This window comes from Rhizobium favelukesii, from assembly GCF_000577275.2.
GTDB classification, from domain to species: Bacteria; Pseudomonadota; Alphaproteobacteria; order Rhizobiales; family Rhizobiaceae; genus Rhizobium; species Rhizobium favelukesii.
The window spans coordinates 1084161-1097733 of sequence record NZ_HG916852.1 but is presented as its reverse complement, the minus strand read 5'-3'; the positions used below and the strand labels follow the sequence as shown (position 1 = coordinate 1097733).

12 protein-coding genes, 2 tRNA genes and 1 pseudogene are annotated in these 13573 nt (G+C 60.9%); 9 read left to right on the top strand and 6 right to left on the bottom strand.

All coding sequences use genetic code 11. The annotated features are described in order from the left end of the window. Positions 1 to 266 precede the first annotated feature (266 nt). The 3 genes from LPU83_RS43785 to cysN all read left to right on the top strand — a co-directional run bounded on the left by LPU83_RS43785 (position 267) and on the right by cysN (position 3564). Positions 267 to 1013, top strand: coding sequence for a phosphoadenylyl-sulfate reductase (locus LPU83_RS43785; protein WP_024318007.1), 747 nt, complete (start codon positions 267 to 269; stop codon positions 1011 to 1013). 111 nt (positions 1014 to 1124) lie between these two features. Continuing rightward, entirely contained in the window at positions 1125 to 2078 is a 954-nt protein-coding gene (gene cysD / locus LPU83_RS43780; RefSeq protein WP_024318008.1) for a sulfate adenylyltransferase subunit CysD, read from the top strand. A gap of 1 nt (position 2079) precedes the next feature. Beyond that, positions 2080 to 3564 (top strand): sulfate adenylyltransferase subunit CysN, encoded by a 1485-nt coding sequence (cysN, locus tag LPU83_RS43775; protein WP_024318009.1) that lies wholly within the window; start codon positions 2080 to 2082, stop codon positions 3562 to 3564. A gap of 61 nt (positions 3565 to 3625) precedes the next feature. Here cysN and LPU83_RS43770 read toward each other — a convergent pair whose 3' ends face one another. After that, positions 3626 to 4447, bottom strand: a complete 822-nt coding sequence (locus tag LPU83_RS43770; protein WP_024318010.1) for a bifunctional allantoicase/(S)-ureidoglycine aminohydrolase — start codon at positions 4445 to 4447, stop codon at positions 3626 to 3628. A 128-nt stretch (positions 4448 to 4575) separates the two neighbouring features. Here LPU83_RS43770 and LPU83_RS43765 point away from each other — a divergent pair, with 128 nt between their 5' ends. After that, positions 4576 to 4791: a hypothetical protein gene (locus LPU83_RS43765; RefSeq protein WP_024318011.1), complete on the top strand. Its 216-nt coding sequence runs from the start codon at positions 4576 to 4578 to the stop codon at positions 4789 to 4791. Positions 4792 to 4968: 177 nt separating this feature from the next. On the opposite strand, the gene LPU83_RS43760 is transcribed toward LPU83_RS43765, so the two are convergent. Next, complete coding sequence (locus LPU83_RS43760) at positions 4969 to 6804, bottom strand: autotransporter outer membrane beta-barrel domain-containing protein (RefSeq protein WP_037069125.1); 1836 nt, start codon at positions 6802 to 6804, stop codon at positions 4969 to 4971. Then, positions 6764 to 7993 carry a hypothetical protein gene (locus LPU83_RS43755; protein WP_037069123.1) on the bottom strand — a complete coding sequence of 410 codons (1230 nt, stop codon included), beginning with the start codon at positions 7991 to 7993 and terminating at the stop codon, positions 6764 to 6766. Before LPU83_RS43755 ends, LPU83_RS43760 begins: the two co-directional genes overlap by 41 nt. Positions 7994 to 8495: 502 nt before the next feature. On the opposite strand from LPU83_RS43755, the pseudogene LPU83_RS43750 reads away from it, so the two are divergent. Next, positions 8496 to 8962: pseudogene (locus tag LPU83_RS43750) on the top strand (transposase); the annotation flags it as partial. Positions 8963 to 9460: 498 nt separating this feature from the next. On the opposite strand, the gene LPU83_RS43745 reads toward LPU83_RS43750, so the two are convergent. Beyond that, a tRNA-Pro gene (locus tag LPU83_RS43745) sits at positions 9461 to 9537 on the bottom strand. Between the two features lie 270 nt (positions 9538 to 9807). Here LPU83_RS43745 and LPU83_RS43740 point away from each other — a divergent pair. Then, positions 9808 to 10221 carry a hypothetical protein gene (locus tag LPU83_RS43740; RefSeq protein ID WP_024315800.1) on the top strand — a complete coding sequence of 138 codons (414 nt, stop codon included), beginning with the start codon at positions 9808 to 9810 and terminating at the stop codon, positions 10219 to 10221. A gap of 387 nt (positions 10222 to 10608) precedes the next feature. On the opposite strand, the gene LPU83_RS43735 is transcribed toward LPU83_RS43740, so the two are convergent. After that, positions 10609 to 10683, bottom strand: a tRNA-Gln gene (locus LPU83_RS43735). Positions 10684 to 10845: 162 nt separating this feature from the next. Between LPU83_RS43735 and LPU83_RS43730 the strand changes: the two genes are divergently transcribed. From LPU83_RS43730 to LPU83_RS43720, 3 genes are read left to right on the top strand one after another with little or no spacing between them, the layout of a single operon-like run. After that, a complete protein-coding gene (locus LPU83_RS43730; RefSeq protein ID WP_024315801.1) occupies positions 10846 to 11142 on the top strand; it encodes a cupin domain-containing protein in 297 nt (98 codons plus the stop codon). Then, a complete protein-coding gene (locus LPU83_RS43725) occupies positions 11143 to 12060 on the top strand; it encodes an MBL fold metallo-hydrolase (RefSeq protein ID WP_024315802.1) in 918 nt (305 codons plus the stop codon). A 3-nt stretch (positions 12061 to 12063) separates the two neighbouring features. Continuing rightward, the gene (locus LPU83_RS43720) at positions 12064 to 12513 is read left to right on the top strand and encodes a thiol-disulfide oxidoreductase DCC family protein (protein ID WP_024315803.1); all 450 of its coding nucleotides are present in this window, start codon (positions 12064 to 12066) and stop codon (positions 12511 to 12513) included. Between the two features lie 48 nt (positions 12514 to 12561). Here the strand turns inward: LPU83_RS43720 and LPU83_RS43715 are convergent, their stop codons facing one another. Next, on the bottom strand, positions 12562 to 13470 hold the full coding sequence (locus LPU83_RS43715) for a DUF1499 domain-containing protein (RefSeq protein WP_024315804.1): 909 nt from the start codon (positions 13468 to 13470) through the stop codon (positions 12562 to 12564). Between the last annotated feature and the right edge of the window lie 103 nt (positions 13471 to 13573).

Below are 13573 nucleotides of genomic sequence, written 5' to 3'. Positions count from 1 at the left end.
CTCGGCCGATACCTGAAATCTACTGCAAAATGTGCCCCTGATGTCATCAATTCACATTTCCGATTGACAGGCAACGTGTTACTCTACTAAATCAATAGACAATTAGGCTGACCGTCGGCAAAACATCGCCGGTGCGGCTGCTTTTCCGCATTGCAGCGGCGGGGGAGAGATATTTGCTCCTATCGCGCCCGCTTTCGAAATGCGTTTTTCTGTCCGATCCGACCCCGACCTGCGATACTCCGGCCAACATCAAGGACAGGATCCCCATGACTGTTGCTGCCAATCCAAACGCCGAAGCGGAAACGCTGAACGCGAAACTCGCAGGCCTTGACCTTGCAGAGCGTCTGTCGCTTGTCGCCGGTCTCGGCGGCCGCGTCGTCTTCACGACCTCTCTCGGTATTGAGGACCAGGTCATCACCGCTGAGATCGGCAACCACCGCCTTCCGATCGATGTCGTGACGCTGCAGACCGGACGGCTGTTTCCGGAAACGCTCTCCCTGATCGACGAGACCGAGAAGCAGTACGACATCCACATCAGCCGCTACGAGCCCGAGCAGGCCGATATCGACGCCTATGCCGCCAAATATGGCCTCAACGGCTTCTATGAGAGCGTCGAAGCCAGGCATGCCTGTTGTGGCGTGCGCAAGTTGAAGCCGCTTGCGCGAGCCCTGGCAGGGGCGACGATCTGGATCACCGGTCTGCGCCGCGGCCAGTCGAGCAACCGCGCCGACACGCCGTTTGCCGAGTATGACGCCGAGCGTCATCTCTTGAAGGTCAACCCGCTCGCTGACTGGGATCTCGACATCATCAAGGCCTACGTTGCCGACAACAGCGTGCCGGTCAATCCGCTGCACGCCCGCGGCTATCCCTCGATTGGCTGCGAGCCTTGCACCCGGGCGATCAAGCCCGGCGAGCCGGAACGCGCTGGCCGCTGGTGGTGGGAACAGGACGAAAAGCGTGAATGCGGTCTGCACGTGGCCGAAGAGGCCACGGCGATTTCCGCGCAACAGTAACCCGTCGACTTCGGGATCGGAGCGCGGCTGCCGCCTGCGCTCCTCGAAGTCTGAAATGCACCTCATTCCGGACGCCTCCCTTCCGAGAATGATTGAAGTCTGGAGTTAGAAATGCCCGATAGCCGTCCGGATACGGAAATCAACAATCCCCGGAGCGCGAAGCCGCCGCTCGATCCGCATTTGAAGGCGCTCGAAAACGAAGCGATCCACATTTTCCGCGAGGTCGCCGCCGAGTTCGAGAAGCCCGTCATGCTCTACTCGATCGGCAAGGACTCGTCCGTCCTGCTGCATCTCGCACGCAAGGCATTCTATCCCGGTCGCGTCCCCTTCCCGCTGCTGCACGTCAACACCGGCTGGAAATTCCGCGAGATGATCGCTTTTCGCGACGAAACCGCGAAGAAATACGACCTCGACCTGATCGAGCACATCAATCCGCGCGGTGCGGCTGAAAACGTGACGCCGTTCACGCATGGCTCGGCAGCCTTCACCGACATCATGAAGACCGAAGGGCTGCGCCAGGCTCTCGATGCCGGCCAGTTCGATGCAGCCTTCGGCGGCGCGCGCCGCGACGAGGAGGCGAGCCGCGCCAAGGAGCGCATCTATTCATTCCGCACGCCGGATCATCGCTGGGACCCGCGCAACCAGCGGCCGGAACTCTGGAACATCTATAACGGCCAGATCCGCAAGGGCGAAAGCGTTCGCGTCTTCCCGCTGTCGAACTGGACCGAGGTCGATATCTGGCGCTACATCCAGGCCGAAGACATTCCGCTGGTACCGCTCTACTACGCCAAGAAGCGTCCCTATGTTGAGCGCGACGGCATGATGATCCTCGCCGAAGATCCGCGGCTGGAACTGCTTCCCGGCGAAGTGCGCCAGGAAGGCATGATCCGTTTCCGCACCCTTGGCGATTTTCCGCTGACGGGCGCCATCCCATCGAAAGCGACCACGCTCGAAGAGGTGATCGCCGAACTTGAAATTGCCACGGTTTCCGAACGACAGGGCCGCGCCATCGACCGCGACCAGTCGGGCTCCATGGAAAAGAAGAAGCGTGAAGGATATTTCTGAGATGACCGCAGCCGTAACCGCACACGCCCTTACCGTGCCCGCCGCAGAACCTGCAACGGCGACGCGCGACGCGCGACCGCTGCGCCTCATCACCTGCGGCAGCGTCGATGATGGCAAGTCCACCCTGATCGGCCGCCTGCTCTGGGATACCAAGGCCGTCAAGGAAGACCAGGCCGCTACGCTCCAGCGCGATTCGACGGGCAAGCAGAACGACCTCGGCTTGCCTGACTTTGCCCTGTTGCTTGACGGCCTTCAGGCCGAGCGCGAACAGGGCATCACCATCGATGTTGCCTATCGCTACTTCTCGACTGACAAGCGCTCCTTCATCGTCGCCGACACACCCGGCCACGAGCAGTACACCCGCAACATGGCAACCGGCGCTTCCACCGCCGACCTCGCCATCCTGCTGGTCGACGCCCGCGCCGGCATTCTGGAACAGACCCGCCGCCACGCAACTATCGCCTCCCTGCTCGGCATCAAGCAGTTCGTGCTTGCGATCAACAAGATCGACCTGACGAACTACGACCGCTCCGGCTTCGACAAGATCACCCATGAATTCCGCGAGTTCGCGCTGTCGCTCGGCGTCAAGCAGATCACCGCGATCCCGATGTCCGCCCTGAAGGGCGAGAATGTCGTCTATTCCGGTGAAGCGTCGATGCCGTGGTATGCCGGCCCGACGCTGGTCGAAACCCTTGAGCTTGCTACCGTCCGCTCCTCGCAGGCGACGGGCTTCCGTTTCTCTGTGCAGCGCGTCTCGCGCCCCGGCGAAAGCTTCCGCGGCTACCAGGGCACGGTTGCCGGCGGTTCCGTCAAGCCGGGCGACAGCGTCATGATCCTGCCCTCGGGCATGGTCGCCAACGTCTCCAAGATCGTCACCTTCGATCTGGTGCGCAATGCCGCAGTTGCCGGCGACGCGATCACGCTGGTTCTCGACCGGCAGGTGGACGTCGCGCGCGGCGACATGATCGTCTCGATCGACAGCCAGCCGCAGGTCGGCCTCTCCTTCGACGCACAGATCGTTGCGCTGCAGCCGGAAGGCATCGAAGCCGGCAAGCGCTACTGGCTGAAGAGCGGCAGCCGCCGCCAGCGTGTGCAGGTGCAGCCATTGGCGCAGCTTGAGCTGAAGAGCGGTGCCTGGGTTCCCGTCGATACGCTCTACATGAATGCCATCGGCAAGGTGCGCCTCGCCTTCGACGAACAGGCAATCTTCGACCCCTATGAGCAGAACCGTGCATCCGGCTCGTTCATCCTGATCGACCCCGACACCAACAACACGGTGGCCGGTGGCATGGTGAGCGGAAAGCGCAGCGAACTCGGCGGCATCCACGGCGGCGACGCCCGCGTGATCCTGTCGCTGCCCGCCGACCTCGCCGACCAGATCATGGCGAGCGAACTCTTCGCCAACCGCCGCCACGAGGCGGAGGTGCGGCGCATGACCGCCGCCCAGGCCGCCGACCTCTGGTCGAATGCGGCAAGCGACATCTAGATAAAACGAAAACGGGGCCAGATCGGCCCCGTTTCTCATTGTAACCCGTCTCTCTCTCCGCCTACCACAAAGGCATGTGGCGGTTGACGTCCTTGTAGAGCAGGTAGCGGAAGCGGCCGGGGCCACCGGCGTAGCAGGCCTGCGGGCAGAAGGCGCGCAGCCACATGAAGTCGCCCGCTTCGACCTCAACCCAATCCTTGTTGAGACGATAGACGGCCCTGCCCTCGAGCACATAGAGGCCGTGTTCCATGACATGCGTTTCCATGAAGGGGATCACGCCGCCGGGCTCGAAGGTGACGATGGTGACGTGCATGTCATAACGAAGATCGGCCGGGTCGATGAAGCGCGTCGTCGCCCAGGCGCCGTCCGTATCTGGCATCGGCTGAGGCGGATGGTTTTCCTCATGCGTGAAGATCGCCGGCGGCGGCTCCAGGCCTTCGGCTTCCTGGAAGGCCTTGCGGATCCAATGAAACTTCACGGGTGCAGCACTCTTGTTCCACAAAGTCCAGCGGGAGCCGGCCGGCAGGAAGGCGAAAGAGCCGGGACGCATCGCATGCGACGCACCTTCGAACTCGACGGTCATCTCGCCCTCGACGACGAAAAGCACGCCTTGCGCGCGCTTTTCCGGCTCCGGCCTATCACTGCCGCCGCCCGGCTGCACTTCCATGATGTATTGCGAAAAGGTCTCGGAAAAACCGCTCAACGGGCGGGAGATGACCCAGGCTCGCGTACCGTCCCAGTGCGGGAGATAGCTGGTGACAATGTCGGTCATAACGGTGCGGGGGATGACTGCATAGGCCGTCGTGAACACGGCCTTGCTGGACAGGAGTTCGGTCTGTGGCGGCAGGCCGCCCATGTTGGAATAGAAGTTCGAGCTGCTCATTGGTTCACTTTTCACCGGCCGGGATTGTCAATCTGCTTTAAGCGCCGCATCTCTTCTAGGCAACCTTTAGATTGCCGCCGCCGCGCGTCAGAATGTCCGCGGCGCTTGGCTACCGCAGGAGGGACGTGATGAACCTGGAAAAGCTTCGGGAAGACTATGTTCAGAGGGTCAAGGAGTACGAGGACAATCTCAAATCCATGACCGAGAATGAGGTCAAGCACTTCCGCGCGGAGGGAGCCGGGCCGCTCTCCGATATCACCGAGCAGATCCGCAACGAGTATTATCGGCACATCGAGACCTATGCGGCTCTGATTGCGGAAATCGATGCCATTCTCGGGGCATAGGACGCACCCGACGGATGTGATGTTCGGGATGTTTAAACCCCTGGCCGAGTTCCTCGCTTTGCTTCCGGCCCCCGCGCCGAAGTTGACGTCAGAAAACGAAGAGGGCCTGCAAGGCTGCAGGCCCGATCGCGACAATTCGGTGAGGCGCGGCCATGAAGACCGCGCCTCCTTTGCTCTTTAGGCTTCGTTGTAGGCTGCCACGACGGCGGCCAGCTGATCGTCATTCATTGCCTGGATCTGCGGTGTGGTGAAGGCGTTGGCGTGATCCTTGTCCAAGGCCGAGATGTCATCCGCAGAAAGTCCCGAGATCGCGCTGACGTCAATTGCGGCGATTTCGTCGACAGAGAATTTCGCTACGCCTTCCGGTGCCATTGCGCCGATCTGTGCAGCGTTCAGTTTAGCAGTCTGCGACAGCGTGATCCCTTCGATCTGAGCGACGCTCATTCCGGTGATCTGGCTTGCCTTCAGGCCGGTGATGGCCGTGTCGCTGAGCTTGCCGATCTGAGCGGCGGAGAGACCCGCGATCTGATCGTTGGTCAGCGCTCCGACCTGAGCTGCCGACAGTGCGCCGATCTGTTCATCGGTGAACTTGCCGAGCTGGCCTGCCGTAAAGCCGGTGATCTGCTGCGTGGTGACAGCCTTGATCTGATCGGCGCTGAGCTTGCCGATCTGGCTGTCGCTGAGAACACCGATGGCTTCGTTCTTCAGACCGCTGATCGACTTGGTGTTGATCGCGGCGACTGCGTCATCGGTCAGCTTGGTAACGTTGGCAGCGCTGAAGCCTGCGACCTGCAGCGCAGTCAGAAGGCCAGCTTGGCCTGCAGTAATGCCCGCCACCTGATCAGCGCTCATCGCGGTGATCTGGCTTGCCTTCAGACCGGTAACGGCCGTGTTGCTGAGCTTGCCAATCTGACCCGCAGTCAAGCCGCCGATCTGATCGTTGGTGAGCGCACCCACCTGGGCTGCCGACAGGGCACCGATCTGCGCATCGCTGAACTTGCCGATCTGGGTTGCCGTGAAGCCAGGGATCTGAGTCGATAGCAGACCAGAGATCTGATCGGTGCTGAGCTTACCGATCTGGCTTTCGCTAAGGGCGGCAATCGCATCGTTCTTCAGGCCGTTGATCGCCTTCGCACCGATCGCTCCGATTTCATCGTCGGAGAACTTGGCGATGTCTGCTGCACTCAGAGCCCCAACCTGGGCTGCCGTCAGCACGCCAGCCTGAGTAGTGCTGACACCCTCGAGCTGCGTGTCGCTCATCGCGGTGATCTGCGTTGCCTTGAGACCTGCAACGGCCGTGTCGCTGAGTTTGCCGATCTGAGCGGCGGAGAGACCCGCGATCTGATCGTTGGTCAGCGCTCCGACCTGGGCTGCCGACAGTGCGCCGACCTGTTCGTCGGTGAACTTGCCGAGCTGGCCTGCCGTGAAGCCGGTGATCTGCTGCGGCGTCATCACCTTGATCTGATCGGCGCTGAGCTTGCCGACCTGGCTGTCGCTCAACACAGCGATCGCTTCGTTCTTCAGGCTGCCGATGGCCTTGGTGCTGAGGGCTGCAACGGCATCGTCGGTCAGCTTGGTGACGTTCGTGGCGCTGAAGCCTGCGACCTGTGCGGCGCTCAGTAGAGCACTCTGGCCTGCAGTGATGCCCGCCACCTGATCAGCGCTCATCGCAGTGATCTGCGTTGCCTTCAGACCGGCAACGGCCGCGTTGCTGAGCTTGCCGATCTGACCTGCGGAAAGACCGCCGATCTGGTCGTTGGTCAGCGCGCCGACCTGGGCTGCCGACAGCGCACCGATCTGTTCATCGGTGAACTTGCCGATCTGGCCAGCCGTGAAGCCGCTGATCTGCTTCGGTGTCATCACCTTGATCTGATCGGCGCTGAGCTTGCCGACCTGGCTGTCGCTCAACACAGCGATCGCTTCGTTCTTCAGGCTGCCGATGGCCTTGGTGCTGATGGCCGCAATTTCATCGTCAGAGAACTTGGCAATGTCTTCCGCACTCAGAGCACCCACCTGGGCTGCCGCTCAGCGCACCAGCCTGAGCAACGCTCAGACCTTCAAGCTGCGTGTCGCTCATCGCAGCGATCTGCGTTGCCTTCAGACCGCCAACGGCCGCGTTGCTGAGCTTGCCGATCTGAGCGGCGGAGAGACCGCCGATCTGATCGTTGGTCAGCGAGCCGACCTGGGCTGCCGACAGGGCACCGATCTGCTCATCGGTGAACTTGCCGATCTGGCCAGCCGTGAAGCCGCTGATCTGCTTCGGTGTCATCACTTTGATCTGATCGGCGCTGAGCTTGCCGACCTGGCTGTCGCTCAACACAGCGATCGCTTCGTTCTTCAGGCTGCCGATGGCCTTGGTGCTGAGGGCTGCAACGGCATCGTCGGTCAGCTTGGTGACGTTCGTGGCGCTGAAGCCTGCGACCTGTGCGGCGCTCAGTAGAGCACTCTGGCCCGCAGTGATGCCCGCCACCTGATCAGCGCTCATCGCAGTGACTTGCGTTGCCTTCAGACCGGCAACGGCCGCGTTGCTGAGCTTGCCGATCTGACCTGCGGAAAGACCGCCGATCTGGTCGTTGGTGAGCGCACCCACCTGGGCTGCCGACAGCGCACCGATCTGCTCGTCGCTGAACTTGCCAATCTGGCCAGCCGTGAAGCCGCTGATCTGCTTCGGTGTCATCACCTTGATCTGATCGGCGCTGAGCTTGCCGACCTGGCTGTCGCTCAACACAGCGATCGCTTCGTTCTTCAGGCTGCCGATGGCCTTGGTGCTGATGGCCGCAATTTCGTCGTCAGAGAACTTGGCAATGTCTTCCGCACCGATGGAGCCGATCTGTGTCGCATTTAGGCCCTTGATCTGATCAGCCGTGAGGCCTTCGATCTGGTCGGGAGTAAGAGCCGCAATCTGCGTGGCGCTGAAGGCTGCAATCTGATCGTTCCCCAGAGCCCCGATTTTCGTGGCGTCGAGTGCGGCAAGCAATTCCGGCTTCAATCCTGCGATCGCGGTCGTTGAAATCGCGCCGAGCTGATCTGAATCGAGCGCTTCGATATCTTCAGCCTCAAGGGCGGATATCTGATCTTTGTTGAAAATCTTGAGCTGCTCTGTGGAAAGCGCCGCGACATCCTCGGTAGAGAAGCCCTTAATCGTCTTTGCCGATAGAGATTTGATCTGGGTATTGGAAAGAGAAGAAACGATCGAGGTCATGAAATTGCCCTTGCACTGGCGTTAGCGGTGACGGTGTCTTTCGTCTCGCGTCTCGTAGCAAAAGCTGGCGCGCGCCAGTCCATAGGTGGAGGGTTCGCGCCGTGCACAACTGCATGGCCGAGACGCTTAGACAAAATATTTCGGAAGACATCGCTCGAAGGAGCTAATGTTTAGGATAAGGCATCATGCGCACGGTGCGTGAAACGACCGTCTCCTAAACCTCGACATTCGACAGGACCAAACCCGAACATCGTTGAGCCTAGACGATGAGATTCGCCATAGACTGACTGAGCAAACAATTATGCTGCAACCACTAATTATGAGTTAATGTACCGTTATTCCCCTCAAGTTATGTCTCGTTTTGTGTAATGGCCCCATGAATATCCGGACACGATCTCCCACTTGATAAGTCTGCGAAGTAATGTGCCCATTATGACTAGTCACCATCCCAAGATAGAAGTCCTGTGACCTGCCACTGCGAATTTCCTCCAGAATTGATTAGATCATCGGCGTTTTGCGTGAGCAGGAAGCTGGCGCGAAAACGGCCGACCTTTGCCGCAACCACGGCATCTCGGAAGCGACCTTCTACAACTGGAAAGCCAAATATGGCGGCATGGAAGTGTCCGAGGCGAAGCGGTTAAAGGCGCTGGAAGATGAGGATGCCAGACTGAAGAAACTGCTTGGCGAGCATATGCTGGCAGCCGCACTCCGCGAGCTTCTTCAAAAAAAACGGTCGGGCCTGCCGCCAATCGTGATGCCGTCACACATCTGAAGGCCGCCATAAGTCTTTCGGAACGGCGGGCCTGCCAGATTATATCCGCCGACCGCAAGTCGATCCGCTACCGATGCCGACCGCCGGAGGTCGAGTTGCGAGCGAAGTTACGCAACCTCGCAAATGAACGACGGCGCTTTGGCTATCGTCGGCTGTTCATCCTGCTTCGACGAGACGCAGAGCCGTCCGGCGTCAATCCGCCTATCGTCACCGGGTAAGATGTATGGTTTCGGCTACTCAATTTGACCATGGGTAGGTCTAAGTCGGCACCCCTAAAACCAAATACCGGCGGATAGTGAGCGGCTTAGTGCAGCGTCTCCAGTGCAACCTTCGGTCTAACGACATTGCCCTCGGCCGGTCACACGCACAATGGTTTATCAGTCAGAAGCTCCCCAAAAAGCGCTGTCGCATTCCTGGTGCTTTCGGCCTCCCCTATTGTGCAAATTCAAGCTTCCTTTTCGCTGCGCGAGGTGTCTCGTGTGGCCGGCCGTCCTGCCATACATCGACCACGGACATCGTCATGTTCCGATCAAGACCCGGTCGCCAGCGCGCACCTATGTTGCGGCAAGTTTGGCCGACTCGAAGGAAGGCATAAGGGGTCTGCCCCGATTCAGTCCGGAGACATTTCAGGAGACGTAAATTCGGAGAGCGTTTCGGGAGAGACATTTCCTCTTTTAATTCAAGAGGTTATCGGCTGGTCGGAGTGGAGTGATTCGAACACTCGACCCCCACGTCCCGAACGTGGTGCGCTACCAGACTGCGCTACACTCCGTGACCAGCGGCGCCTCTATAGACCGGCGCATCCTGTTGCGCAAGCACGAAAATTCAAAAGCCGGCGCATTTTTCGCCGGCGCGGCTGGCGCACCTCTGCGCAGGGCTAACTGGAGCAAAAAGACACACTTGCGGCAAATTTTGCGATTGCGAAGGTGGGTCGATTTTCTTTTGTCGGGTTCCGCGCTAAAGCGCTCGGCGGGACAAGCGGAAACCGCTGCAGACCAGCGTTTCCCGCCGTCGAATGCGCGACAACTTCAGGGACGATAGAATGACACTCCGCACCTTTGCCGCGGCTGGGCTTGCCATTGCGCTTGCCGGCTGCACGACGATTCCGACCTCCGCCGATCCGATCTCCAGCCGCTGGGTTGGTCAGTCGGCTGGCAAGTTCTTCGCCGCCTTCGGCCCGCCGATCAGCGACACCGAGAACGGCGCCGGCGTCAACTACACCTGGAAGGGCGGCTACAAGACGGTTCGCGTCCCGGCGAAATACGCAGAAGGTGCCGATGGCAAGCGCGGCAAGCAGATCTCGCCCGCACGCACGCAGTACCTGCGCTGCCAGGCGGAAATCGCCACGAGCTCCGACTACACGATCCGCAGCATCCGCGTCGTCGGCGACATCCCCGGCGTCAACGGCCCGTCCTATTGCGCCGAGTTCCTGGCACCGGCCCAGCCCACGCAGTAAGAGGTTCAGAGCGAGCGAATTTGGAAGGCGGCCCGGCGGGTCGCTTTTCGACGAGCGCAAACACCGATCGTCAATCGACGGCCACACACTTGGTCGCGTTCCCCTTTGGCTCGGCTGCCTCGGCAAAGCCGGCTTCCGAGGTGCGCACTCTGGCCGACCGATTGTCCAGAATCTCCGGCGCCAACCTTTCAGAGAAGCCGGAACGACCAGACGAGAAGCTTCGCCCAATCCTCGCTCGTTGTAAAACGAGATGCCACGCCACCAGCGCAACCGAAGATAGCATTTAAGAGCAAGCATTGTGAAGCCGCCGCCTGCGATTTGGCTTGCTCAATTTCAGTGGCGAAAGTTCAGGGGTATGTGGCGAGCAAGAGGCGAGCAACAGTCGGATGGCTGGGGCGCCAGGATTCGAACCTGGGAATGCCGGTACCAAAAACCGGTGCCTTACCGCTTGGCGACGCCCCACCAGAGCTTGAAAGCGGAGACCGCTTTCCAAATCGACGCCTGCTTAGCAAAGCTCGCCGGCAGTCACAATCATTAAGTTTCGGGCCACGGCATATTTCTGTGCGCTTTTTGCGTCGCCATGCTAGGTCTCGGGTCAGCCGTCCAAGACGATCAGGAGTGACGATGAGCCAGTACCGCGCCCGCCCGCCTGCCCTTGCAACGCTGCTGCTCGACGATGCCGTGGTTCGGATCACGCGTTGGGATTTCGAGCCGGGGGCGGACACTGGCGTTCACACGCATGGTCTGGGCTACGTTGTCGTGCCGATGACCGATTGCCAATTTCTGCTTGAGGAAAAGGGTGAAAGCCGCAGGGTCGATGTCGCCAAGGGCGCGGCCTACCGGCGCGATGCCGGCATCGAGCACACTGTCGTCAACGCCGGCGATCAGCCGATGTCCTTCGTCGAGATCGAATACAAATAGATGGCAAGTCCCGAGTTCAATCTTGCCTTTGAGCCAGCGTACGGCCAGGCTCTTCCGATTGCCCCCGGCGTGCAACGGATCACGGTCAACAATCCAAGTCCCTTCACCTTCCATGGCACCAACAGCTATATCGTCGGTCATGGTTCCACAGCGGTCATCGACCCCGGCCCTGAGGACGAGGCGCATTTCCAGGCGTTGATGGCAGCGCTCGGGGGACGCGAAGTCACGCATATCTTCGTCAGCCATACGCATCGCGACCACTCCCCACTGTCTCGGCGCCTGCAGGCCGCTACCGGTGCGCAGATCGTTGCGGAGGGGCCACACCGCGCAGCCCGTCCGCTGCACCAAGGCGAGGTCAATCCCTTCGACGAGAGCTCTGACGTGGATTTCCGGCCCGACATTGCGATCGGCGACGGAGAGACGATAGAGGGCGACGGATGGAGGCTGACGGGCGTGCTGACGCCGGGCCACACCGCCAACCATGCGGCCTTCGCGCTCGAGGGAACGGGCATCCTGTTTTCCGCCGATCATGTGATGGCATGGGCTACCTCCATCGTCGCGCCGCCAGACGGCTCCATGTCCGACTACATGACGTCCCTCGACAAGCTGATCGCGCGGCACGATCGTCTCCTGCTTCCCGGCCATGGGGGCCCAGTCCGCAAGCCGATCTCGTTCATGCGGGCGCTCAAAACCCATCGGCGGATGCGCGAACGCGCCGTGCTCGGCCGCATCCGTGCCGGCGATCGCAATATTCCCGAGATGGTGAAGGTGATTTATCGCGAGACCGATCCGCGCCTCCACGGCGCCGCGGCCCTTTCGGTTCTTGCCCATATCGAGGACCTGGTAGAGCGCGGCGAGGTCGAAACGGACGACCCGCCTGCCCTGCTCGGATCGTACCGGCCTGCGACGCGGAGATAGCTCATGGGCAATGCCTACAGTTACCGTGCCGACGTCGCTGTGCCGACCTTTGCCGATGACAAGCCGCTCATCGTCTTCGATGGAGCGTGTGTGTTCTGCTCCACCTGGGTCCAGTTCGTCCTGAGGCATGACAAGGCGAAGCGCTATCGCTTCCTCGCGGCGCAGTCGCCGCTCGGGGAAGCGCTTTACCGGCACTATGGACTGAACGAGCGCGACTACGAGACCAACATCCTGATCGAAGACGGGAGCGCCCACTTCAAGTCGAGAGGCACAATCCGGATGCTTGCAGGCCTCGGCTTTCCTTGGTCGCTGGTCAAGATCCTTCGGGTGCTGCCGCAGGGACTTGCCGACAGGCTTTACGAACTTATCGCCCGCAACCGGCTTCGAATTGCCGGCCAACGCCAGACCTGCTTCGTGCCGAGCCCTGAGCTTAAGGACCGCTTCCTGGGATAGCTGTCCGGCGGCGAAGGCCGCTCAATCGATCGCCAAAATGCGGACCGATTAGCTGCCGGCGATGCCGAGCAATTCGGAATCGAGAGCCCTTAGATAATCCTCAGCAATATCGGCGCTGAGGCCAAGGTCGTGCGGGCCGTAGCGCGAGGCGACGCGAACGTCGACGAGGGTGGTTTCTGCTTCTTCGCGCAGGCGGATGACGATGTCGAAACGCAGGCCGAGGACGAGGGTGCGGGTTTCGCCCTGCAGCGTCACGCCATTAGCCCGGCGAATCAACAGCGCCACATCGTCGTCATAGGGCCGCGGTGTCGGGATCGGCACCGCCTCCGGCGCTTCGGCAACCGCGCCTTCGTCCGGCTGCGGCTTCGCCGGCCGGTCTTCGAGATCGCGGTTTGGCTCGCTGTCGCCGTCGGCGCGGGTGATACGGACGCCGCCCTGCTTGGCGACCTTCTTGACGGCCTCGAGCACACGATCGATCGCGCCGTCATAGCGACGGCCTGTGAGTTCCGGATAGGCTTCGAGCTGCTTTTCACGGTCCTCCGGCGTCACCGCCGGCTGGCGCTTCAGCCAGATCTGATCGGCGTTCGGCGTCTTCAGCCAATCCGGCGCGGAGACGAGATCGGTCGATACATCATAGATAGCCGGCAGCATGAAATAACGCTCGACCGCAATCCCGCCGATCGCAAGCGGAAGAGCAGCAAAAATCAGGGCCTTCAGCGCATCAAGCCCGCCTTCGGCACCGGTCAGCCAAAGGCTGCGCAGCCCGGCAACGGCAAGCAGCGCCGCCAGCAGCGCGAAACCGGCCGAAACGAGCAGAACCAGCACCAGGTATGGCGTGACAAGGCCGGCGAAGCGGTGACCAACCAGAGCCGCAAGGCAGAGAACCAGTGCAAATGCCCCCAAGCGTCGCGAGAAGCGGGCGGCATTTGAAACAGGGCGGTCGAAACGGATTGCCATCAAACTTACCGGTGAGTCGCAAGCGGCGCGTCCCGCATGAACGCGCAAAATCGCCCTCGACTTGTTTAGTGCAAGATTCGCCTAAATTGAAACTGTTGTGTCG

Bases quoted from the DNA above. Each gene is read 5' to 3' on its own strand.
- cysN (WP_024318009.1), top strand. From the start codon at position 2,080: ATGACCGCAGCCGTAACCGCACACGCCCTTACCGTGCCCGCCGCAGAA.
- LPU83_RS43725 (WP_024315802.1), top strand. From the start codon at position 11,143: ATGGCAAGTCCCGAGTTCAATCTTGCCTTTGAGCCAGCGTACGGCCAG.
- LPU83_RS43755 (WP_037069123.1), bottom strand. From the start codon at position 7,993: ATGACCTCGATCGTTTCTTCTCTTTCCAATACCCAGATCAAATCTCTA.
- LPU83_RS43720 (WP_024315803.1), top strand. From the start codon at position 12,064: ATGGGCAATGCCTACAGTTACCGTGCCGACGTCGCTGTGCCGACCTTT.
- LPU83_RS43730 (WP_024315801.1), top strand. From the start codon at position 10,846: ATGAGCCAGTACCGCGCCCGCCCGCCTGCCCTTGCAACGCTGCTGCTC.
- LPU83_RS43770 (WP_024318010.1), bottom strand. From the start codon at position 4,447: ATGAGCAGCTCGAACTTCTATTCCAACATGGGCGGCCTGCCGCCACAG.
- LPU83_RS43785 (WP_024318007.1), top strand. From the start codon at position 267: ATGACTGTTGCTGCCAATCCAAACGCCGAAGCGGAAACGCTGAACGCG.
- LPU83_RS43715 (WP_024315804.1), bottom strand. From the start codon at position 13,470: ATGGCAATCCGTTTCGACCGCCCTGTTTCAAATGCCGCCCGCTTCTCG.
- cysD (WP_024318008.1), top strand. From the start codon at position 1,125: ATGCCCGATAGCCGTCCGGATACGGAAATCAACAATCCCCGGAGCGCG.
- LPU83_RS43740 (WP_024315800.1), top strand. From the start codon at position 9,808: ATGACACTCCGCACCTTTGCCGCGGCTGGGCTTGCCATTGCGCTTGCC.
- LPU83_RS43765 (WP_024318011.1), top strand. From the start codon at position 4,576: ATGAACCTGGAAAAGCTTCGGGAAGACTATGTTCAGAGGGTCAAGGAG.